This window comes from Sphingomonas sp. (assembly GCF_965248875.1).
Taxonomy (GTDB): Bacteria; Pseudomonadota; Alphaproteobacteria; order Sphingomonadales; family Sphingomonadaceae; genus Sphingomonas.
Window position 1 is genome coordinate 75735 of record NZ_CBDFKR010000011.1, and the last position, 20556, is coordinate 96290.

Annotated in this window: 20 protein-coding genes and 1 tRNA gene; 14 read left to right on the plus strand and 7 right to left on the minus strand. The window is 66.9% G+C overall.

Annotated features, from left to right (window positions below):
* Positions 1-7: 7 nt before the first annotated feature.
* Positions 8-1660: an ArnT family glycosyltransferase gene (locus tag ACP2AD_RS07310; RefSeq protein WP_425229428.1), complete on the minus strand. Its 1653-nt coding sequence runs from the start codon at positions 1658-1660 to the stop codon at positions 8-10.
* Between the two features lie 105 nt (positions 1661-1765).
* Between ACP2AD_RS07310 and rfbF the strand changes: the two genes are divergently transcribed.
* From rfbF to ACP2AD_RS07330, 4 genes are all read left to right on the plus strand, one after another.
* Entirely contained in the window at positions 1766-2536 is a 771-nt protein-coding gene (gene rfbF, locus ACP2AD_RS07315; protein WP_425229429.1) for a glucose-1-phosphate cytidylyltransferase, read from the plus strand.
* On the plus strand, positions 2533-3615 hold the full coding sequence (rfbG, locus tag ACP2AD_RS07320; RefSeq protein ID WP_425229430.1) for a CDP-glucose 4,6-dehydratase: 1083 nt from the start codon (positions 2533-2535) through the stop codon (positions 3613-3615). Before rfbF ends, rfbG begins: the two co-directional genes overlap by 4 nt.
* A gap of 89 nt (positions 3616-3704) precedes the next feature.
* The gene (locus ACP2AD_RS07325) at positions 3705-4559 is read left to right on the plus strand and encodes an outer membrane protein (protein WP_425229431.1); all 855 of its coding nucleotides are present in this window, start codon (positions 3705-3707) and stop codon (positions 4557-4559) included.
* A 110-nt stretch (positions 4560-4669) separates the two neighbouring features.
* Positions 4670-4745 (plus strand) — tRNA-Glu (locus ACP2AD_RS07330).
* Positions 4746-4876: 131 nt separating this feature from the next.
* Here ACP2AD_RS07330 and ACP2AD_RS07335 read toward each other — a convergent pair.
* Positions 4877-5281 carry a DUF5615 family PIN-like protein gene (locus ACP2AD_RS07335; protein ID WP_425229432.1) on the minus strand — a complete coding sequence of 135 codons (405 nt, stop codon included), beginning with the start codon at positions 5279-5281 and terminating at the stop codon, positions 4877-4879.
* Positions 5281-5925, minus strand: coding sequence for a DUF433 domain-containing protein (locus ACP2AD_RS07340; protein WP_425229433.1), 645 nt, complete (start codon positions 5923-5925; stop codon positions 5281-5283). The genes ACP2AD_RS07335 and ACP2AD_RS07340 overlap by 1 nt, the downstream gene beginning before the upstream one ends.
* A 307-nt stretch (positions 5926-6232) precedes the next feature.
* Between ACP2AD_RS07340 and ACP2AD_RS07345 the strand changes: the two genes are divergently transcribed.
* Positions 6233-6406: a hypothetical protein gene (locus tag ACP2AD_RS07345; RefSeq protein ID WP_425229434.1), complete on the plus strand. Its 174-nt coding sequence runs from the start codon at positions 6233-6235 to the stop codon at positions 6404-6406.
* 51 nt (positions 6407-6457) lie between these two features.
* On the opposite strand, the gene ACP2AD_RS07350 is transcribed toward ACP2AD_RS07345, so the two are convergent.
* The 3 genes from ACP2AD_RS07350 to ACP2AD_RS07360 form a co-directional block, all read right to left on the minus strand.
* Complete coding sequence (locus ACP2AD_RS07350) at positions 6458-6775, minus strand: Crp/Fnr family transcriptional regulator (protein WP_425229435.1); 318 nt, start codon at positions 6773-6775, stop codon at positions 6458-6460.
* Between the two features lie 134 nt (positions 6776-6909).
* Complete coding sequence (locus tag ACP2AD_RS07355; protein ID WP_425229436.1) at positions 6910-7110, minus strand: hypothetical protein; 201 nt, start codon at positions 7108-7110, stop codon at positions 6910-6912.
* A 701-nt stretch (positions 7111-7811) separates the two neighbouring features.
* The gene (locus ACP2AD_RS07360) at positions 7812-8465 is read right to left on the minus strand and encodes a M23 family metallopeptidase (protein WP_425229437.1); all 654 of its coding nucleotides are present in this window, start codon (positions 8463-8465) and stop codon (positions 7812-7814) included.
* A gap of 88 nt (positions 8466-8553) precedes the next feature.
* Between ACP2AD_RS07360 and ACP2AD_RS07365 the strand changes: the two genes are divergently transcribed.
* The 9 genes from ACP2AD_RS07365 (at position 8554) to ACP2AD_RS07405 (ending at position 19271) form a co-directional block, all read left to right on the plus strand.
* Positions 8554-9390 carry an inositol monophosphatase family protein gene (locus tag ACP2AD_RS07365; protein ID WP_425229438.1) on the plus strand — a complete coding sequence of 279 codons (837 nt, stop codon included), beginning with the start codon at positions 8554-8556 and terminating at the stop codon, positions 9388-9390.
* Between the two features lie 130 nt (positions 9391-9520).
* The gene (locus ACP2AD_RS07370; RefSeq protein WP_425229439.1) at positions 9521-11500 is read left to right on the plus strand and encodes an SLBB domain-containing protein; all 1980 of its coding nucleotides are present in this window, start codon (positions 9521-9523) and stop codon (positions 11498-11500) included.
* Entirely contained in the window at positions 11500-12627 is a 1128-nt protein-coding gene (locus ACP2AD_RS07375) for a capsule biosynthesis protein (protein ID WP_425229440.1), read from the plus strand. The genes ACP2AD_RS07370 and ACP2AD_RS07375 overlap by 1 nt, the downstream gene beginning before the upstream one ends.
* Positions 12614-13627 carry a glycosyltransferase family 2 protein gene (locus ACP2AD_RS07380; RefSeq protein ID WP_425229441.1) on the plus strand — a complete coding sequence of 338 codons (1014 nt, stop codon included), beginning with the start codon at positions 12614-12616 and terminating at the stop codon, positions 13625-13627. Before ACP2AD_RS07375 ends, ACP2AD_RS07380 begins: the two co-directional genes overlap by 14 nt.
* Entirely contained in the window at positions 13624-14958 is a 1335-nt protein-coding gene (locus ACP2AD_RS07385; protein ID WP_425229442.1) for a hypothetical protein, read from the plus strand. Before ACP2AD_RS07380 ends, ACP2AD_RS07385 begins: the two co-directional genes overlap by 4 nt.
* A complete protein-coding gene (locus ACP2AD_RS07390) occupies positions 14955-15992 on the plus strand; it encodes an NAD-dependent epimerase/dehydratase family protein (RefSeq protein WP_425229443.1) in 1038 nt (345 codons plus the stop codon). Before ACP2AD_RS07385 ends, ACP2AD_RS07390 begins: the two co-directional genes overlap by 4 nt.
* Positions 15989-17806 (plus strand): thiamine pyrophosphate-binding protein, encoded by a 1818-nt coding sequence (locus tag ACP2AD_RS07395; RefSeq protein WP_425229444.1) that lies wholly within the window; start codon positions 15989-15991, stop codon positions 17804-17806. The genes ACP2AD_RS07390 and ACP2AD_RS07395 overlap by 4 nt, the downstream gene beginning before the upstream one ends.
* Positions 17803-18321, plus strand: coding sequence for a GtrA family protein (locus ACP2AD_RS07400; protein WP_425229445.1), 519 nt, complete (start codon positions 17803-17805; stop codon positions 18319-18321). Before ACP2AD_RS07395 ends, ACP2AD_RS07400 begins: the two co-directional genes overlap by 4 nt.
* Entirely contained in the window at positions 18309-19271 is a 963-nt protein-coding gene (locus ACP2AD_RS07405) for an FkbM family methyltransferase (RefSeq protein WP_425229446.1), read from the plus strand. Before ACP2AD_RS07400 ends, ACP2AD_RS07405 begins: the two co-directional genes overlap by 13 nt.
* Here ACP2AD_RS07405 and ACP2AD_RS07410 read toward each other — a convergent pair.
* Positions 19268-20383, minus strand: a complete 1116-nt coding sequence (locus ACP2AD_RS07410; protein ID WP_425231114.1) for an N-acetylneuraminate synthase family protein — start codon at positions 20381-20383, stop codon at positions 19268-19270. The genes ACP2AD_RS07405 and ACP2AD_RS07410 overlap by 4 nt on opposite strands.
* Positions 20384-20556: the final 173 nt, after the last annotated feature.

A 20556-nucleotide genomic window follows, 5' to 3' on the forward strand; every position in this document is an offset into this window, starting at 1 on the left:
CTCCGGCTCAGCGCCGGGGCGATGCTTTCGCAAGTCTGACGATCCGCACGACCGGTCCGCCGATCTCGCCGGGCGCCGGCCGGAAGGTCGCCGCTTCGACGCCGCCCGCCGTCATGCGGCGATAGATCGCCAGCTCGGCCGGATAGCGGGGGGCCTCGTCATGGTAGCGATCCCAGTTGACGATCATAAGCCAGTCGCCACGACAGCTCGCGATCCGCTCCGGCGGGATGTTCGCGAGGTCGATGACGGTCCGCTCACCCTGTTTGTGAAGCACGGTGGAATAGCGGACCTTGCCCTGCAATGCGGCGCGGGCGTCGACACAGCCGGCGTTGCCGACCGGGTAGAGGAAGCGCCAGGGCTGCCCGAGCACGTCGAAGGCCGGATATTCGATCGCGACACTGCTGCCCGGCGCGATATGCGCTCGCGCCCAGTCGCTGGCGAGGCGGCGCGTGTCGGTGCGGCGCTCCGCCGCTTGCGCATTGCCGGTGATCGCAAGGGGGAGGGCAACCGCGAGACCTGTCGACAGGGCGGCGACCCAGGCGCCTCGCCGCCCCCATCGGCTCGCCGCCCAGTCGATCACCGTGAGCATGCTCACCGCGGCCGCGATCGACAGCAGCGGCAGCAGCGGCACCACCCACCGCTCCCAGATCAGCGCCTGGCCGGATATGATGACGAAGAACGCCGTGGTGACCGGCACGACCACCGCCGCGAACATTCGGCTCCGCCGCGCCCCGAGCCACAGCCCCGCCGCCGCCAGGACCAGCCCGGCCCAGCTCAACCCCTGCGCCAGCGGCCCCATCAGATACCACGCCATGTTGGGAAACAGCCCGTTGCCGGTGGCGCTCAGATGCGTCGCGCGGCCCTCGCCGTGCAGGTTGACCAGCACCGTACGCCAATCGAGGAACAGATAGGGCGAAGCGACGAACAGCCCTGCCACCGCGGCGACGCCGAACAGCGTGAGCCCAGCGATGATCCGGCGCCGCTCGCCCGGATCGTCGTGCCAGCGCAGCGCCGCGGCGCCGATCAGCCCGATCGCCGCCGCCGCGGACGGCCATTTCGTCGCGCAGGCAAAGCCCAGCGCGACCCCGGCCCAGGCGTAATCGCGCAGCGCCCCTCGCCGCGCGACGGCCACGGCCGCGAGGAGCGTCAGCAGCACGAACACCGTCGCGTGAACATCGGTGCGGATCACCTGCGACCAGCGGATGTGGATCGGATCGATCGCCAGCAGCGCCGCCGCCAGCAGCCCGGTTCGCGCATCGAACAGCCGCCGCGCCACCAGCCATGTCAGCAGGATGACGACGAGCGCACAGACGACCATGAACACGCGCCCGGACAGGAACAGCGCAGTGGGATCATGGTAGATCGACTGCGCAAAGGCTTCTGCGTTCGGAAATGCACCGGTCAGCCGCCCCCAGCCGAACAACCCGGCGCCGATCGCCGCCAACACGTAGATGGTCTGCGTGCCCGGGTGGCCGAACCAGCCGGGATTGAGCGTACCGTCGCGCAGCAGCTTTAGCCCGGTCAGGACGAACAGCGGTTCGTCGGGGTCATAAAGTGCCGGCAAGCCGAAGCCGAGCCCACGGAGCCGCAGCAGCAATCCAGCGAGAAGAATGCCGATCAGCAGCAGCCTAGTCGGGGACGGCCGGGCGTTGATCAACACGGTCGCGCGTCTCTCCGATAGGCGGCGGGCTCTAGGAACATGGCCGCGTGCTGGCAACCTGAAGCGCTTGACACAGCGCGCCCACACCGGTCAGGCGCTCGCTCCATGAAGGCGGTGATCCTTGCGGGCGGCCTTGGCAGCAGGCTCGGTGAAGAGACCAGCGTGCGCCCGAAGCCGATGGTCGAGATCGGCGGCATGCCGATCCTTTGGCACATCATGAAAATCTATACCGCGGGCGGAATCACCGACTTCGTCGTCTGCCTCGGTTACAAGGGGTACGTCATCAAGGAGTTCTTCGCGAACTACTTCCTCCACACCGCTGATGTCACCATCGACCTGAGCCGCAACAGCCTCGACGTTCATCATTCGCGCAGCGAACCTTGGCGGATCACGCTGGTGGAAACCGGCGCGCACACGCAGACGGGTGGACGGCTTGCGGCGGTACGGCCGTATCTCGATCTGGCCGAGCCCTTCTGCCTCACCTATGGTGACGGCGTTGCGGACATCGACATCGCGGCGCTGGTCGCGTTCCACGGCGCGCACGGCCGGCGGGCGACGATCACCGCGGTCGCGCCGCCCGGGCGCTTCGGCGCGCTGGAATTCGACGGCGACCGTGTCGTGGCGTTTCGGGAAAAGCCTGCCGGCGACGGCGGCCAGATCAATGGCGGTTTTTTCGTCGCCGACCCGAGCGTGCTCGACCTGATCGACGGGCCGGAGACGATCTGGGAACAGACGCCGCTGGAGACCCTCGCCGCCGGCGGCGAGCTGATGGCATATCGCCATTCCAATTTCTGGCAGCCGATGGACACGCTGCGCGACAAGCTGTTGCTGGAGGATCTGTGGGCGAGCGGGCGGGCGCCCTGGAAGCGGTGGTGAGCAGGTCCGGCTGGCACGGCCGGCGCGTTTTCCTGACCGGCCATACCGGGTTCAAGGGCGCATGGCTGGCGCTGTGGCTGCATCAGCTCGGGGCGGAGGTGACCGGCTTCGCGCTGCCGCCGCCGACCGATCCGAGCCTGTTCGATGGCGCCCGGCTTCGGGATTTGGTCACCCATATCGAGGGCGACATCCGCGATCTGGCCGCAGTGACGGCGGCGCTGCGGGCGGCGCGGCCCGAAATCGTCTTTCATCTCGCGGCACAACCGCTGGTACGGTTGTCCTACGACCAGCCGGTCGAGACCTACGCGACCAACATCATGGGTACGGTGCATGTCCTGGAAGCGGCGCGCCAGATCGGCGGGGTGCGAGCATGCGTCGCGATCACGACCGACAAATGCTACGACAACCGCGAATGGGTATGGCCTTATCGCGAGAGCGACCCGATGGGCGGGCACGACCCCTATTCGAGCAGCAAGGGGGCGGCCGAGCTCGTGATCGCCGCCTATCGCAACTCGTTCTTTGACGCTGCAGGCATCGGGCTGGCGTCGGTGCGCGCGGGTAATGTCGTCGGCGGCGGCGACTGGGCGGCGGACCGCCTTATCCCCGATCTGGTCCGCGCCTTCGAGGCAGGCGAGGCGCCCGCGATCCGCGCGCCCGCGGCGGTCAGGCCGTGGCAGCATGTGCTGGAGGCGCTGGGCGGGTATCTGTTGATTGCGGAACGCTTGCTCATGGGCGACCGGGCCGTTGCGGATGCCTGGAACTTCGGCCCGGCCGACGAGGATGCCCGTCCGGTCGGCTGGATTGTCGAGCGGATGCGTGTGCTGTGGGGCGGTGATGCCGCCGCGGCTGCACCCTGGACGGGCACGCCGGCGCACGAGGCCGGGCTGCTCAGGCTCGATACGTCCAGGGCTCGCGCTCTACTCGGCTGGCGCCCGGCGCTGCCGCTTGCCGATGCGCTCGATTGGATCGTCGACTGGCATCGTCGCGTCCGCGCTGGTGAAGATGCACGTGCAGTGACAGCCGCTCAGATCATTGCCTATCGAGAACGCGCCAGCCGACAATCTGCTGTGGCGTTTTAGCCACAGCTAAGGCGTTTGTGGCGATCAACGGATAGCGCCCGGTCCCAAGTCGTTGGAAAGCCCGACACACATCTGGGAAGGTCACAAACATGAAGCATTATCTCGCGGCGACTGCCGCCGTCTTGACGGCTGCGGTCGGGACACCGGCGCTGGCGCAGGACGCGCAGGTGGACAGCCGGGCCTATAACGGCGTTTATGTCGGCGCTTCCGGCGGCTATGACGTCCAGAGCGACGACAGCCGCGCGACAATCGGTTTCGACCGCAACGGCGACGGCAATTTCAGCGATGCGGTGCCGACCGCGGCCGGCGCAGACGCCTTCTCGCCGGGCTATTGCGGCGGCAAGGCGCGAGGGCCGCAGCTGTTGCCCGGCGGCTGCGAGAATGATCGCAACCGCGGCTCCTATTATGGCCGTGCGGGGGTCGACCGTCAGTTCGGCAATATCGTGATCGGGCTCGTCGGGGAGTTCGGCCGCACCGATATCGTCGATTACACCTCGGCGTTCTCGACGACGCCCGCCTCTTATGTATTCAGCCGCCGCGTCGACTGGGAGGCGACCGGTGGCCTGCGCGCAGGCTATGCAGCCGACCAGACGCTGTTCTACGGCTTCGGCAAGGTCGGCTATGCCCGGTTCAAGAACCGGTTCTTCACGACGAACACCGCGAACAGCTTCTCGACGCTGGTCGACGATCGCGATCGCAAGGGCTTCGTCGTCGGCGGCGGCCTGGAGCAGCGGATCATGCGCCGCTTCTCGATCGGGCTGGAATACAGCGCGCATGTCTATAACGGGCAGGCCGACGACTATAAGGTGCTGGTCCAGCGCGGCGCCGCGGCGGCGACCAACCCGTTCGTGCTGGCGCCGTTCACCGCCGGGACGTCGCTGCGGCGTAACGACACCAACTTCCGTTGGCACAGCCTGCGCGCCGTGGTCGGCGTTCGCTTCTGATCACCTTGGGCGGGGAGGGCGGTAGGCGACCTCTCCGCCGCCAGGCTCGCGAGTTGGCGGCCTCACGCTTGACGGCCCAGTCCCCACCGCCTACCTGCCCGCGTCCGCGAGGCCCCTTCGTCTAGCGGTCTAGGACGTCGCCCTCTCACGGCGAAAACACGGGTTCGAGTCCCGTAGGGGTCACCAAGCGATTGCAGCTACTTAGTTGCAGAATCTTCTCTCACTCAGGCGCACTTAGGTATTGAATGGGGAATATACGCGCTGACGCAGCGTGAACCGGGCGGGAACAGCCTGAGACTATTGTAAGGACAGGCCGCTCAGAAGCGGGCCAGCCGAACAATCTTGTCACCGATCGTGATCCGCATGCCGGGCTGGTCTGGACCGCCCTGCCGTTCCCACTCTAATTCGATAAGCCCGATCTCCTCAGCGAAGCGGCGGGCAGCGACTACCTGCGAGCATTCGAGCTCCACACGGCTGAGCTTGTCGAAGCTCTTTTGGGTTGTTTCCAGATCGCGTGAGTGCTTCCGGAAGTGACGGTAGTTGTGGGTGACAAGGACCAAGCCGCCTTCCCGACAAGCGGCGGCAACCACCGGGTCAGCCGATCCCCGCAGCATCGCGTCCCGCAATCTTATCAGTTCGTGCCCGGCAGCCTTGATCGCATCCCCGACAGAATCCGCGACGTCCTCGTCAGTGAAGAACGGAATCGGGCCACGCGGCCCCATTAGGCAGCGATGGCGGCATCGAAGTTGATCGCCGCTTCGACATCCTCCTTGGTGAGGGTCGGATACTCCTTGCGAATGCGAGCCACCGAGTAGCCAGCGGCTGCGAAGTCCTGGATCACCTTCACCGTGATCCGGGTGCCCGCGATCACCGGGGCGCTGCGATTGACGAACTTCGTCTTCACGACTCGACCGCGCTCGGCATCATCTCGCTCGGCGTTTAGCTGGGCCACATCAGATCGGGTGTTAGAGATCACCACTTCAAGCGGGATGTCCGCCACAAATTGGTTTGTGGTCACCTCGCGCTTCGTCAGCGTATCGGGATCGTTGAATACCACCTTGCGCCGGAACACGTAAAGCGTCGTGGCTGTCCACTTTTCGTCACCCAGATGAGCGAGCTTTTCGGCCGTCTTGCGAAGTTCGGGCATGCTGACACCATGGACGTTCCGCAGCTTGTTGAGCACGCGAAGCGTCACCAGGTCCTTAAAGGAATAGATGTGACTGTAGGGAGCCCTGCTGTCTTCTAAAGCGAATTCGGCCGGCAGGAACCCCGTGCGGTGCCACCGGCGAAGCTGGGCGCGCGTGACGTCGGTCAGGCGTTCAACCTGCTCCTCGCTGAATGCTCCGATGACGTTCTCGCCGCTCATATCGCGGACTCTACCCGCACCGTGCTGGGTCTTCCAGCGGCAATCTCGCGACTCCAACCGCTGATGCAGTCGTTAGCTATAGCGTCTTGGCTCGAGGTTCTGCTCACGAACATCGCCTCGACGATCGCCTGCATCAACACGCTGCGCGGCACCGGGACGCTCACGGTGGTGTAGCCGTGGTTCTGCGCTCGCCGCTGCCCATATAGGCCAATCCACTGCCGCCCATGCTGACGCCATGCGCGTTATAGCGCTGGCACCGGAAGCAGCACGCAGGTCGCGGCCGGCGCAAGCGCATAGGCGAGGCGGGATGCCCCATCAGTACACCTTCCCGTGTGATGATCTCGACCGCTGTCCGCACCCCGCCGCCGCCGACGGCCGCCGACGCAAGCTGCTCGATCATGGCAGCACGCTGTTCCCGAGGCGTGGTGCCGAGCATCGCGATCAGGACGAGCAGCGTTGGCGTCGTCTCTACTTCTCGTAGGGCGGCGAACACCGGCACGCTGCTGCACAAGATCAGCGAGGCGATGGCTCGTTAGCGCGGAGGTTCGTTTTCGGACAGATAAGCCGCATCGAAGTCGCCCGCTCGGGCCAGGCCGTGCGGGTCTAGGACGGTGAGCTGGCCGTGCTCGAACGAAACGAGGTTGTCGGTGCGGAGCCCTCCCAGCGTCCGGTTGACGTGCACTGCAGTCAGACCCAGCGCGTTGCCGATTTGCTCCTGCGACATCGGCAACCGCACAGCGCGGCCATCGGATTGATCCATCATGCGATACCGCGACGCCAGTTCGCAGAGAAAGTGGGCCATGCGCGACCGCGCGTCACGCCGGCCGATATTCACCAGCCACTGCGCCATGATCCGCGCATCGATGACGCAATCGCGCCAGAATGCCGCTGCGATCGCGGGATAGTGGAACCCAGGTCGCTCAAGGTTTCGTGCTCGATCTTGTAGATCGTGGAGGCGGTCAGTGCGTTTAGCGCGGTGGTCGACTACGGCATCATCACCGACGGCAGATCGACCAGTTCGCCTGGCACGTGCACCGATACGAACTGGCGCTTGCCTTCGGCCGTCTGGCCGAACCGGCCGACAAGACCCTCGGACACGAGACACGCTTGCAGTGTCGTCTCGCCAAGCCGTACGAAATCGACGTGCGCGGAGACCTGAACGGGTTTGGCCGGAAGCGACAGCAACTGTTGACGCTCACTATCGTCGAGCCGCGAATGTCGCGAAAGCCGCCTAACGAAAAGCTCCAAAGCTGAATGGTTTGACGGGCGTGGCATTTCCCTGGCTCGCTCGATCGATGCACTCCAATGCTTGATTTAAAATAGCCAGCCTTTTACCGGCGTGAGCCATAACATGAGTTAGCCCATTGCACAGCGCTCTGGCCGGCCGATCCGTCTTTAGCAGCTCTTTTTGGTCGAGCCGCATCCAACGCTAGACAGAATGTGGGTCGGAAGCGGCCGGCAGCTGGGATATGGCCAATCCTACTAGCGAATCCGCTCAACGGCAGCTCTCTAGACGAAATCGGTTCACTCACAGCTGAACGACCGATGTTAGAGCGCTAAGCTGCCGGCGGACTGCCGATTGGAAGGCCTGCTTGCCGCACGGTACCCAGTCTCAATCGCAGGACGGACCTGCGACGATATGCGGGTACAGGGGAAAAGCAGTTGGCAGGTACAGTTAGCTAAATCGCGATACCAGAAAATGAAGAGACTCCGCCGGCTTTTAGTTGATGGTTACCCTCTCCATAGGGGTCACTACCGACGCCTGAGGGCGCCGGATGCTGTCCCGGCATCGGCAGGATAGCGCGATGCGCAGTCCGGCCCGATCCCCGCCGTCAAACGCATCCGGCTCCGGACGTGCCCGACATCGGCATCAAGTCGGACCAGCCTTACCGTAGCACCGACCCGGGCAACCGATCTCCCGTGCTCCAGCCGCCCCATCGCGCCGTCACTGTCGGGGCCGGCACGAGCGCGCGCACAGATTCGTCTGATAGCTGCGCCACCGGGTCCGCCGCGCGGCCGTCAATGCGGACCTCGAAGTGCAGGTGGCTACCGGTCGAGCGCCCGGTCGACCCCATCAGCCCGACGATGTCGCCCTGCCTGACGGTCATACCCGGCACGACATCGATCGCGAGCAGATGCGCATAGCGCGTCTCGACGCCGCCGGCATGCTCGATCTCCACCAGATTGCCGTAGCCGCCGGCGCGCCCCGCCACCGCCACCACGCCGTCCGCCGCCGCGTGCACCGGGGTGCCGATCGCGCCGGGCAGGTCGATGCCGAGATGCCGACGCGTCGAACGGTTGATCGGGTCGATCCGCGTACCGAAACCCGACGACAGGCGATCCAGCGCCACTGGAGGCAGCAACGTGTCGCCGCCCTGCGCCGTCGCGGCCGGCGCGACCCAGGACAGCATGCGCGCACGATATTGAGCGTCTGCCCCTGACGGCAGCGATGCCGCCGGATCGCCGCCGGCCGGCGCCGCCGTTGCAAAAATGGCGGCCGCGATCAGCGTCAGGCCGGGTGGAACGCGACACCTGTTCATTCCCATCCCTTACGCCAAACCGTATCGGCGCGTAAGCGCGGAGCGGAGCGGCTTCCCCCGCTCTGCCCGAACCGCTACCGGCGCACCGATGCCCCTCGACCTGGCCGCGCTCGACCCGCCCGTCACCGCCTTGCTGCGCTACGTCGCAGACGACTTCGTGATGCCGCGTTTCGGTCGGCTGGCCGCCGCCGACGTGCTCGAAAAGACGCCCGGGGAGTTGGTGACGATTGCCGACCGCGAGTCCGAAGAACGCTTGACGGAGGGACTGGCGGCGATTTTTTCCGCCGCGCGGGTGATCGGCGAAGAGGGGTGCGCCGCCGACCCGGCGCTGGTCGATCGGATCGGCGAGGGGCTGGTTTGGATCGTCGATCCGATCGACGGCACCGCCAATTTCGCCGTCGGGCGCGGACCGTTTGGGATCATGGTTGCGCTGATCGATGACGGCGTGCCCCTCGCAAGCTGGATCCTTGACCCGCTCGCCGGTCGCCTTTGCCATGCGCGGCGCGGCGATGGCGCTTGGATCGACGGCGCGTCCTTCCGCGTCACGCCGTCGAGCCGCGCCCGCCCGATCGCGGGGCTGGCGACGCAGTTCATGTCCGCCGACCAGCGCGCGACCGTCGAAGCGCGCGGGACGGCGGCCTATGATCTGACGCCGATTCCCCGCTGTGCCGCGGAGCAGTATCCGCGCGTCGCGCTGGGAGTGAACGACGTCGCTTTGTTCCAGCGCACGCTCGCCTGGGATCATGCCGCGGGCGCCTTGTTCCTGCTCGAAGCCGGGGGAGCGGTGACGCGCTGGGACGGCGCTGCGTACCGCATTGGCGACGGCAAGGCCGGGCTCATCGCCGCCACCGACGCGCGGCTATGGGCAGACGCACACCGGCTGTTCTTTGAACAGGGTCCGCCGCCGCCGCCCTTTGCAGGCTGAAGGGAGGGCCGATAGGTGGTGGCGCGCCGCGACCGATGCCGGTAAGGGCGCGTCGGGGGACGGCTGCGGCTGACGGCGAGGGGCCGGTCGGCCGCCCGGTCTGGATTTGACGTCGATGATGAGGCCCGTTGTGTCCCGACTTGCGCTCGCCTGCGCGTCAGTGTCGTTGGGGTGGGCGGCGACGCCGGCCGCGGCTCAGATCGCCGATACCGCCTATGGCTCCGGGCAGGATGATCCCTATGCGACGCGGAGCACCGGAGCGGCGGCGGCCGACTCCCGGGCCATGCCGGCCACCCAGCAAAGTCGCGATGCGGCGGCGACCCAGGTCGAGGCGCGGTCCGACCGCTATCAGCCCGATGAAATCCGGGCGAGCGATCAGACCCGCGCGACCGACGGCACGGCCTCGCGACGCGGCGCCGACGCGGCGGACGCCGAGCGGCTCACCGACCGGGACCGCGCCGATCTGGCGCGCCTGCGCCGCAGCCGCACTCCGCCGCCGCCCAGCGAGTTCGAGGCGTTCGTGTCGCGTATCGTCGACAGGCCGCTACGCAGGTTCGGCGCCAACCTGCTGGTCCCCGACGCGCTCGATTTCACCGCCCCGCCCGAGACGGTGGCGGTGCCGGAGGATTATCGCTTCAACCCGGGCGACGAGCTGCGGATCGGACTGACCGGGTCGATCCAGGCGAGCGACCTGCGCCTCACGGTCGACTCCGAGGGCCGCATCTTCATCCCGCGCGTCGGCGCGGTCAGCGTCGGCGGCGTCCGCTACGGCGACGTGCAGGCGCGGATCGCCGCCGCTGTGACACGTGTCTATCACGGCTTCCGCGTCTCGATCACGGTCGGGCGGCTGCACGGCATCACCGTCTACGTCACCGGCTTCGCCGCACAGCCCGGATCGTACACGGTCAGCGGACTGGCGACCGTGGTCAATGCGGTGCTGGCGGCGGGCGGCCCGTCTGCGGGCGGCAGTTTCCGCTCGATCCAGGTCCGGCGCGGCGGCCGGCTGGTATCGGATTTCGACTTGTACGACCTGTTGCTGAAGGGCGACCGGTCGGCTGACGCGCTGCTCCAGAACGGCGACGTCATCTTCGTCGCGCCTGCGGGCGCGCAGGTGGCGGTGGTCGGTTCCGTCAACAACGAGGCGATCTTCGAGGCACGCGCGCACGAGACGCTCAACGATGTCCTGCTCTATGCCGGCGGCGTCAGCACGGTCGCCGACGACAGCCGACTCCTCGTCCTCGACGCGCTGGGAACGACGGGGACGGGCTATCAGCAGCTGACGCCCGCCGAGGTGCGCACCCGCCCGGCGCTGCGCGGGCAGGTGATCCGCGTCCTGTCTGGCATCGACATTGCCCGCCCGCTCCAGCAGCAGCCGGTGCTGGTGACGCTGAGCGGCGAGGTCGCGCACCCCGGTCGCTATTACGTGCCCGCGGGCACGACGCTGGCGACGGTGGTCGCGCAGGCCGGCGGATTGACCGCCGAAGCCTACCCATTCGGCGCCGTTTTCACTCGCGACAGCCTGCGCACCCAGCAGCAGATGAGCTACGATCGCGCCGTCCGCGACGTCGACCTGCTGCTGACCGCGCAGCCGCTGACCACCGCGTCGTCAAGTACCAACCAGCTTTCCGCCGAGCGCCTGCAACAGGTTCGCGCGGTCGTCGAGCAACTCCGTTCGCGCCGGCCGGAGGGGCGGCTGATCTTGGAAGCGCAGCCCGATGCGACGGCGCTGCCCGACGTGGTCGTGCTGGAGAACAACGACGCGATCTATGTGCCGCCGTATAATGTCAGCGTTGGCGTGTTCGGCTCCGTGCCGAGCCCCGCTTCGTTCCAGTACCGCCCCGGCACGCGCGTTGCCGACTATCTCGCGCGGGCAGGCGGGGTGCAGAAGATCGGCGACCGCAAGCAGATTTTCGTGGTCCGCGCCAACGGCACGGTCCTGTCACGCTCCTCGCGCGGCAATTTCCTCAGCCAGCCGGCGCTGCCCGGCGACCTGGTCTTCGTGCCGATCGACAGCAACCGCGGCGAGTTCTGGGCGCGGCTGCGGGACATCACCAGCGTGCTGTTCAATGGCGCGCTGGCGGCGGCGACGGTCAAGTCGGTTACGAATTGATGGCGGACGCGAGCGCCTCGCGGCATCGGCTCCGCGATCCGCGCGCCCGCCGGTTCGCCTATGCGGTCGTGGCGCTGCTCCTCGCGCTCCTTTGCGTCGTGCCGCGCCCTTACGTGGCGCGCGCCAAGCTGTTGCCACAGGACAGCAGCAGCGCCGGGCTGGGGCAGGTGGTCAGCTCGCTCGGCGGGCAATTACAGAGCTTCGCCAGCCTCCTGAGCGGCGGCCGTCCGCCCAACGACCTGTATCTCATCATCGGGCGCAGCTCGACCGTAACCAACGACGTCGTCCGCGCACTCGACCTGGCGGGGGAGGGCAGGCCTTATGCGACGCAGGCTGACGCGCGCATCGCGCTGGCGGCCAAGGTCGACATCCACCTTCTCCTGGGCGGGGTGGTCGAGATCGAGACCCGCGCCCGTGACCAAGACGAGGCGCTGCGGCTGACCGCGGCCTATCAGTCGGCGATCAGCAACCGCATCGGCGCGCTCAGCCGGGAGACCGCCGCGCGCAAGGCGCAGATCGTGCAGAGCCGCTTTCGCGAGGCGAACGCGCGCGTTTCGCAGTCGTCGGCCGCGCTCGACGGCTTTCGCCGGCAATATCGCCTTGCCAGCCCGGAACAGCAGCTCGGCAGCGAGCTGACGCTGCGTGCCGGTCTGCAGGCGCGGCTGTCGGCGAAGCAGGTCGAGTTGCGCAGCATCGATCAGTTCGCCGGGCCCGAGAATCCGCTGCGCAACAGCTTGCAGGCGGAGATCGCCACGTTGCAGGCGCAGCTCGCGCAGACTGACCGTCCCAGCATCGGCAGCGCCGGGCCGAACGTGTCGGGCCTATCGTCGCTGACCACGCGCTATTTCGACCTATTCCGTGACTACCGCTTCGCGCAGGCGCTCTACGACGTCTACGCCCGCGCCAACGAGCAGACCGCGGTCGAGAACCTGGTCGCGGAGAGCGCAAGCTACATCCAGGTGGTCGAGCCCGCGAACCTCGACGCCGAGCGGCACTACAACGTTTCGGCCGTCGCCGCGCTGGCGCTGCTGGTCCTCGCGGCGCTGTTCACGGAGCTGTACGTCCCCGCCACCGGCCTCAGGTGGCGCGACATGTTCGGCCGGGAGGGCGTCGATGACCCTGCCTGACGGTGCGGGCGCGCGGCCGGAGGTGTCGGTCGTCATCCCCTGCTATAACGAGGAGGAGAATGTCCGCGAGATCCACGCCGCCGTGCAGCGCGAGTTGCTCGCCCATGCGCGGTCGCACGAGATCATCTTCATCGACAACGGCTCGACCGACCGCACCCGCGCGCTGATGCGCGACATCGCCGCGGGCGACCCGCAGACGCGGTTGATCTTCAATACCCGCAACTACGGCCAGATGCGCTCGCCGACCTATGGGCTTTACCAGGCGGAAGGGGAGGCGGTGATCGGAATGGGCGCCGATTTCCAGGATCCGCCGGCGCTGATCCCCGACGTGATCCGGCTGTGGCGCGGCGGCGCGCAGGTGGTGTTCGGGCAGCGGCGGTCCGAGCAGGCCTCGTGGCTGCTGACGCTCGCGCGCAGGAGCGGCTATCGCTTTCTCGGCCGCTACGCCGACTATCGGGTCATCTCCGGTGTCACGGGCTGGGGCCTGTTCAGCCGCGAGGTCATTGACACGCTCGCCGCCTGGAACGAGCCTGAGCCCTTCTTTCGCGGCATGGTGGTCGAGGGCGGGTTCCGCGTCGCGCTGATTCCGTTCGACCGGCCGCAGCGCGTCGCGGGCGAGACCAAGAACAATATGAGCGCGCTGTTCGACTTCGCGTTGTCGGGACTGGCGGGATCCGCCAAAGGGCTGCTCCGGCTGCCGATCCTGCTGTCCTTCTACATCGTCGCGGCTGTGCTGCTGCTGGGACTGGGGACGCTGATCTCCGCGATTCTGGGCTGGTCGCATACGGGGCTGCTCCTGCTGCTTTCGGTGCAGGGCGGCATCTTCGCGGTGTTGATGCTGTTCCTGGGGCTGATCGGCGAACAGGTGCGCGCCATCTCCGAGCGGACGCGCAACGTGCCGCTGGTGCTGGAGGAGGAGCGGATCAACTTCCCGCCGGATCGCCAGCAGCCGGCCGAGCGGACGTACATCCAGCCCGTCCGGCCCGCCGGCCGGACGTGAAGATCGCACGCCTTCCTGGCGAGGCGCGGCGACGCCTGCCCGAACTGCTGCTGACGCTGCTGGTGCTGGCGGGCCTCGCGAACTGCGTCGTCCGCTTCCATGTCGACGGCAAACTGCCGCAGCCCTTCGTGTTCGACATCAACGACACCTGGATGGACTGGTTCAACACCGCCTATTGGGCGCACCATCCCGGGGCGTTCGACGTCTGGCGGACGGTCTACCCGCCACTGTCGTTCGACTTCCTCGGCCTGTTCGGCATCTCGGACTGCTACTTGTCCAGTTCGCTTTACGCACGCGATTGCGACTGGGTGGGGAAGGGGACGATACTCGCCTCTTTCGCAATTGGCGCAGGACTGGCGGCGCTCGCCTTCTGGCGGGCCGAACCGCGCACGGCTTTGTTCCGCGGCGTGGCGTTCGGGTTGGGCCTGCCGTGGCTGTACACGCTGGAGCGCGGCAACCTGATCCTGCCATGCTTTATCTTCTTCGTGCTCGCCTATGGCGACATCGCCCGGTCGCGGGTCGTTCGCGCAATCGGGGTGGCGGTGACGATCAACTTCAAGCCGTATCTGCTCGTCCCGGCGCTAGCTGATGTGGCGAAACGGCATTGGCGATATCTAGAGCTGGCCGCCTTCGCGACTTTGAGCGTGTACCTTGCCAGCTTTGCGCTGTTCGGCAGCGGCAGCCCGGCGGAGATCGTCGCCAATCTCGGCGCCTGGGTGACGGGAACGACGGGGTTCGTTTGGGAGCAGGTTTACTACTCGACCAGCTTCGCGCCGTTCCTGGAGTTCAACACGTACCGCTTTCCAACCCACGAGTTCCTCGCCCAGAAGACGATCGATCCCTTCTTCCACGCCATCCCGATCCTTATCAACATCAGCCGGGTGCTTGGCCTGGCGACGATGGCCGGCGCATGGCTGCAGCCCCAGGCGCTGACCCGCAACCGGATTGCCCTGGTCCTGCTCGCGACCTCGCTCATCAACCAGTCACCGGGCGGATACACGGAGGTGTTCCTGGTTTTCCTGCTGTTTCTGGAGCGGTGGGAGCGCCTTGGGCCGATCGTCGCGCTTACCATGGGTTACCTGCTGTCGGTGCCCTATGACTATGTCCTGTCGAACATCGTCACGCTGACCGGCGACAGCTGGCTCGGCGGCCGGACGATCTCGTCGCCGTTCGGGGTGTCTGTCGGCATGTTCGTCCGGCCCGCGCTGATCGTGCTGATGCAATGGGCGCTGACGCTCGACAGCGTCCTTCTGATCGCGCGCGCGCACCGGCTGCGCCGGCCGACCCTGGAAGTGGCGCCGCCCGCCGCACCTGCTTTGCAGCCGGCATGAGCTGGGCTTTCCGCGATGACTTCGCGTCGGTCCATGCCGCGCTTGCACCCGACTGGTCCCGGTTGAAGGGCGCGCGGCTGTTCGTCACCGGCGGCACCGGGCTCCTGGGCCGGTGGCTGCTGGAGACGTTGCGCGATGCCGACCGGCGGCTCGACCTCGGTGTGCAGGCGACGGTGCTGACCCGCGACCCGGCCGCCTTTGCCGCGCGCGCCCCGCATCTGGCCGATTACCCGGCGTTCCGCTTTGTCACCGGCGACGTGCTGACGCTGGCGCCGGGCGACGAGCGCTTCACACACGTCATCCACGCCGCCACCGATGCCAGCGCCGACCTCAACGAATGCGACCCGCGCCGGATGTTCGACACCGTCGTCACCGGCACCCGGCGGGCGCTCGATCTGGCGGTCGCGTCGAAGGCGGAGCGTTTCTTCTTCCTCAGCTCGGGCGCGGTCTACGGCAATCAGCCCTTCGAGGTCCCTGGGGTCGGCGAGGACTGGATAGGCGGCCCCGATCCCCGCGATCCGCGCGCCGCCTATGCCGAGGGCAAGCGCGCCGCCGAGATGCTGTGCGCGATCTACGTCAAGCAGTTCGGGCTCGACGTCGTGACGGCGCGCATCTTCGCGCTGCTAGGGCCGCTGCTCAGCCTCGACATCCACTTCGCCGCGGGTAACTTCATCCGCGACGCGATGGCAAAACGGCCGATACGGATCGAGAGCGTGGGCACGGCGGTGCGCTCCTACCTCTATCTCGCCGACGTCACGACGTGGCTGTGGGCCATCCTGCTCCGCGCCGAGGCGGGGAGCGTCTATAACGTCGGCTCGGAGGAAGCGGTGTCGATCGCGGAGCTCGCCGCGCGCGTCGATCGCGTGCTGGGCGGGGCGGGGCACGAGGTGCTCGGCCGGGCCGATGTGGGGTGGAACCCGGGCCGTTACGTCCCCGCGACGGCGGCGATCCGCCGCGACCTGGGGGTTGCCGCCACGGTCGGGCTGGACGAAGCGATCAGGCGCACGGCGCGTTGGAACGGATGGACGCGATGACGAAGATCAAGCTCAGCGACTGGGTCGCCGACCGGCTGGTGGAGCATGGCATCCGCCACGCCTTTATGCTGACCGGCGGCGGCGCGATGCATCTTAATCATTCGGTCGGCACCAATCCGCGGCTCAAGACCGTGTTCATGCACCACGAACAGGCGCTGGCGATGGCGGCAGAGGCCTATTATCGGCTGACCAACCGGCTGGCGTTGGTGAATGTCACGTCCGGTCCCGGCGGCACCAACGCGATCACCGGCGTTTATGGCGCCTATGTCGATTCGATCGGCATGCTGGTGATCTCCGGCCAGGTGAAGATCGAGACCACCGTCCGTTTTACCGGGCTGCCGCTGCGCCAGTATGGCGACCAGGAACTCGACATCGAGCAGCTCGTCCGGCCGATCACGAAATATGCGACGATGGTCACCGATCCGCGCGCGATCCGCTATGAGCTGGAGAAGGCTCTGTACCTCGCGACGCACGGGCGGCCGGGGCCGGTCTGGCTCGACATCCCGCTCGACGTGCAGGCGGCGAAGATCGATCCCGACGACCTGCTGCCCGGTTTCGACCCCGCCGAGGTCGACGAGCCCTGGCGCGCGACCGATGTGGACGCCGCCGCCGCCGACGTGTTGGCGAAGCTCCGCGCCGCCGAACGTCCGGTCGTCTTCGCCGGCAGCGGGGTGCGGCTGAGCGGCCGGTATGCCGAATTCCTCCGGCTGATCGAGCGGCTCGGCATTCCCGTCGTCACCAGCTTCAACGGCCATGACGCGTTGTGGCACGACCACCCGCTTTACGCCGGCCGCCCCGGCACCATCGGCGACCGCGGCGGCAATATGGTGACCCAGAGCGCCGACCTGCTGCTGGTGCTGGGCAGCCGCCTCAACATCCGTCAGATCAGCTATAATTGGGCGACCTTCGCGCGCGCGGCGCACAAGATCTGGGTCGACATCGACCCGCTTGAGCATCAGAAGCCCAATGTCCGCCCGGACACCGCGATCGTCGCAGATCTCGCGGACTTCATTCCCGCGCTGCTCGCCGCGCCCTATGACGGACCGACGGCGGCGCATCGCGACTGGCTAACCTGGTCGCTGGAGCGCAAGCGGCGCTTTCCGGTGGTGCAGCCCGAATATCAGCATAATCAGGTCTGCAACCCCTATGTGGTCATGGACGAACTGTTTGCGCAGCTCGACGCCGACGACATCATCGTCTCCGCCAACGCCACCGCCTGCGTCGTCGCGTTCCAGGCGGGCAAGCTGAAGGAAGGGCAGCGCCACTGGTCCAATTCGGGCAGCGCCACGATGGGCTACGACCTACCCGGTGCGGTCGGCGCATGCGCCGCGACCGACAGTGCCCGGCGCGTCATCGCGCTGGCGGGCGACGGGTCGATCATGATGAACCTACAGGAACTTCAGACGATCGCGGGCAATCGCCTGCCGGTGAAGGTGATCCTGCTCAACAACAGCGGCTACGTTTCGATCTTCCAGACCCATCGCAACTTCTTCAACGGCGTCGAGGTCGGCGGCGGCCCTAAGAGCAACGTTACATTCCCGGATTTCGGCAAGGTCGCGACCGCCTTCGGCTTCCGGCACTTCCGCGTCGCCGCGCACGACCATCTCAAGGACACGCTCGCCGAAGCGCTAGCGACGCCGGGGCCGGTAATGTGCGAGGTGATCCTCGACGAGAACGTGCCCTTCGCGCCCAAGCTCGGCGCCAAGCAGCACCCGGACGGCCGCATCACCTCGCCGCCACTGGAGGATTTATCGCCCTTCCTGCCGCGCGATGTGCTGCGCGAAAACATGCTCATCGACCTCCTCGACGAGTGACGGCGCCCGACCCCCCTGCCGACCCGGTGATCGCGACTGTGCCGCCGGCGGGGTTGCTCGCCCGGCTGCGGACGCGCGACGGGAGGACGTCGCTGCGCTTCGTGGCGGCGGGAGGGCTCAACACGGCGGTGGGGCTGGCGGCCTATCCGGTTCTGTACGCGGTCCTCCATGTGCAGAAATATGGGGCGTTAGGGATTGCGCAGGCCAGCTGCCTCGTGTTCGCCTTTACCACCTACAAGCTCGTGGTGTTTCGCACGCGCGGCAACATCTTAGCCGAGTTCGTCCGGTTCGCGTCCTTCTACCTCGTCAATTACGCTGCGAACTGGGCAGCCCTACCGTTTATGGTCGAGGTGCTGCGCTGGAACCCGATCCTGTCGCAGCTCGGCTTCACCGGCGCCGTGATCGTCGGCAGTTATTTTTGGCACAGCCGCGTGACGTTCAAACCGCGCCCGTCGCTCTTCGGTGACGCGGCGGCCGCGGCCAGGGAAGAAGACGACACCGCATGCCGACCCTGAAGCACACCCTCGCGAAGCTGATCGCCCGCACGCGTCCCACATTGTTCTACTATCGCGCGCCCGCCGAGCGCCGACGCGGTATCCGCGTCCGCAAGATCGGCGACCGGCTGGAGGTGATCAGGGACGAGACACGTCAGATCGTCCGCATCGGCGCCGGCAACGCCGTCCACTTACCCGACATGATCGAATCGTTCGACTATTACGCCGCCTCGGCCGACCCGGTTGCAATCCGGCAAGGCGACGCGATCTATGCGCTGACCGATTTCTCGACGCCGCGGCTCCATCACGTCAGCGGGTTCGATGACTTCGCCGTGCTCTGCCCCAGCTCGACCGAGCCCTTCTCGACGACCGCGCAATATCTCGATTTCGCCGCGATCAGGCCGGGCAGCGTCGTGATCGACCTCGGCGCCTATTCGGGGCTGACCGCGATCGCCTTCTCAAAGGCAGCGGGGCCGACCGGCAGGGTGATCGCGCTCGAGCCCGACCCGATGAACTTTCGCGCCGCCGCGTACAACCTCGCCACCCATGCGCGCGTGAACGGGCTCGACAATATCACGCTGCTGCCCTGGGCGGCGTCGGACGCCGACGGGCAGATGGCGATGAGCTCGGAAGGGACGATGGGCTCGGCCTTGGTGTCGATCGTTGGCGGCTATCGCGGCGCCACCGTCAGCGTCGAGGCGCGGACGCTGGACAGCATCGCGCGGCATCACGAGCTTGCGGCCGTCGATTTCGTCAAGATCGACATCGAGGGCGCGGAGGAGATGGTCGTCCGGGCAAGCTCCGCGTTCCTGGCCAAATACCGTCCGCGCCTGCTGATCGAGGGGCATCTGGTCAACGGCGTCAGCACGATCCCGCCGATCACCGCGTTCCTGGAGGCGAACGGCTATGCCTGCGAGGTGGTGAGCCAGGAGGGGCTCACCTTCTCGCTGGTCCAAGCGCGCCCGGTCTAGGAGGCGAGGCGGAGCCGCGGCGGCTCGGCTGCGTGGGTAACGTCAATACCGCGGTCGGCGACCAGCCGGCCCAGCGCATGGTCGTTACTGAAGCGGCCGTGCACGCCCTCGAATGCGACGGGCGCGCTGGCCTTGACCGAGCGCAGCAACCGCTCGCCGCCCAGGAACTCGCGCGTCGACATCTGTCCCTTCTGTAGCGGCACCGCTAGGAACACATCGGCGTCGGTGAGGACATGCCCGGCGGGCAGGTCGCGGCGCGCATAGACGCCGCGCACCAGGGCATCGAGGTAGCGCACCTCCTTGTCGGGGCAGTGGCGCTTCGACTCGGGTGGACCGCCGCACATCTCCTTGGCCTTCTTGAACGCCTTGAACCAGGTCGCGGCCTGTTCGGGAAGGGTGCAATAGGGGCTGACCGCCACGTCTTCATGGTCGATGTCGATGTGACGCTCGAAGGTGCGCGCCCCCTTGCCATAGGCGATCAGGATCGAATCGTGCCAGTCGCGATGCTCGTGCGTCGACAGGCCGATGGTGACATCGGGATAGCGCGCGCGCAGATAGTCGATCTGGTTCAGCTCTAGCTCGCTGTCATCGGACGGATAGATCGACACGCAGTGATTAAGCGCGAACGGCGTCCCCCGAGCCGCAAAATAGCGGACGAGCTCGTCGAGATGCTCCAGCGCCGCGCCGCCCGACGATGCGATCACCGGCAGACCGCTGGCCGCGATACGGCGCAGCAGCGACTTGTCGCGCACGTCTGAGCTGGCGATCTTGAGGATGTCGACGCCGAACTCGACCGCCTTGTCGACCGATGTCTCGTCGAACGGCGTCACCATTGTCAGCATGCCGCGCGCGCGGACGCGATCGACCATCTGGCGCAGCGCGTGCCAGGGCAGCTGCGTCTGCTGCGTCTTCTTGATGTAGCGCGATTCCTCGAGATCGCGGTAATCGGGGTGAATGAAGCTGTCGACGTCGCGGAACTGCAGCTTGATCGACGCATAGACGCCGTGCTCGGCGACCACATCGGCGAAGTCGTCGATGATCTTCAGCCCACGGTCGAGCTTACCCCAATGGTTGTTCGCCAGCTCCAGCACAAACAGGTCGTGGAAGATCATCTGCGACACCAGTTTATCTCCAACCATCGTGATCACCCGCCATCCGCCGCTCCAGCAGCAGCTGTGCGGAACCTTCGGTTAAGCAATTATAAATGCGATGATTAAGATCGTTAATCCAACGAGTTGGCGACTCTGTAAACGGCTGTCCGGAGCGCCGCAACCGCGCTGTCGAA

Excerpts from the sequence above, each read along its gene's own strand:
- ACP2AD_RS07380 (WP_425229441.1), top strand. The coding sequence starts at position 12,614 with ATGACCCTGCCTGACGGTGCGGGCGCGCGGCCGGAGGTGTCGGTCGTC.
- ACP2AD_RS07345 (WP_425229434.1), top strand. The coding sequence starts at position 6,233 with ATGCCCCATCAGTACACCTTCCCGTGTGATGATCTCGACCGCTGTCCG.
- ACP2AD_RS07410 (WP_425231114.1), bottom strand. The coding sequence starts at position 20,383 with ATGATCTTCCACGACCTGTTTGTGCTGGAGCTGGCGAACAACCATTGG.
- ACP2AD_RS07350 (WP_425229435.1), bottom strand. The coding sequence starts at position 6,775 with ATGGCGCAGTGGCTGGTGAATATCGGCCGGCGTGACGCGCGGTCGCGC.
- ACP2AD_RS07335 (WP_425229432.1), bottom strand. The coding sequence starts at position 5,281 with ATGGGGCCGCGTGGCCCGATTCCGTTCTTCACTGACGAGGACGTCGCG.
- ACP2AD_RS07325 (WP_425229431.1), top strand. The coding sequence starts at position 3,705 with ATGAAGCATTATCTCGCGGCGACTGCCGCCGTCTTGACGGCTGCGGTC.
- ACP2AD_RS07405 (WP_425229446.1), top strand. The coding sequence starts at position 18,309 with ATGCCGACCCTGAAGCACACCCTCGCGAAGCTGATCGCCCGCACGCGT.
- rfbF (WP_425229429.1), top strand. The coding sequence starts at position 1,766 with ATGAAGGCGGTGATCCTTGCGGGCGGCCTTGGCAGCAGGCTCGGTGAA.
- ACP2AD_RS07360 (WP_425229437.1), bottom strand. The coding sequence starts at position 8,465 with ATGAACAGGTGTCGCGTTCCACCCGGCCTGACGCTGATCGCGGCCGCC.
- ACP2AD_RS07340 (WP_425229433.1), bottom strand. The coding sequence starts at position 5,925 with ATGAGCGGCGAGAACGTCATCGGAGCATTCAGCGAGGAGCAGGTTGAA.
- ACP2AD_RS07375 (WP_425229440.1), top strand. The coding sequence starts at position 11,500 with ATGGCGGACGCGAGCGCCTCGCGGCATCGGCTCCGCGATCCGCGCGCC.
- ACP2AD_RS07395 (WP_425229444.1), top strand. The coding sequence starts at position 15,989 with ATGACGAAGATCAAGCTCAGCGACTGGGTCGCCGACCGGCTGGTGGAG.
- ACP2AD_RS07390 (WP_425229443.1), top strand. The coding sequence starts at position 14,955 with ATGAGCTGGGCTTTCCGCGATGACTTCGCGTCGGTCCATGCCGCGCTT.
- ACP2AD_RS07365 (WP_425229438.1), top strand. The coding sequence starts at position 8,554 with ATGCCCCTCGACCTGGCCGCGCTCGACCCGCCCGTCACCGCCTTGCTG.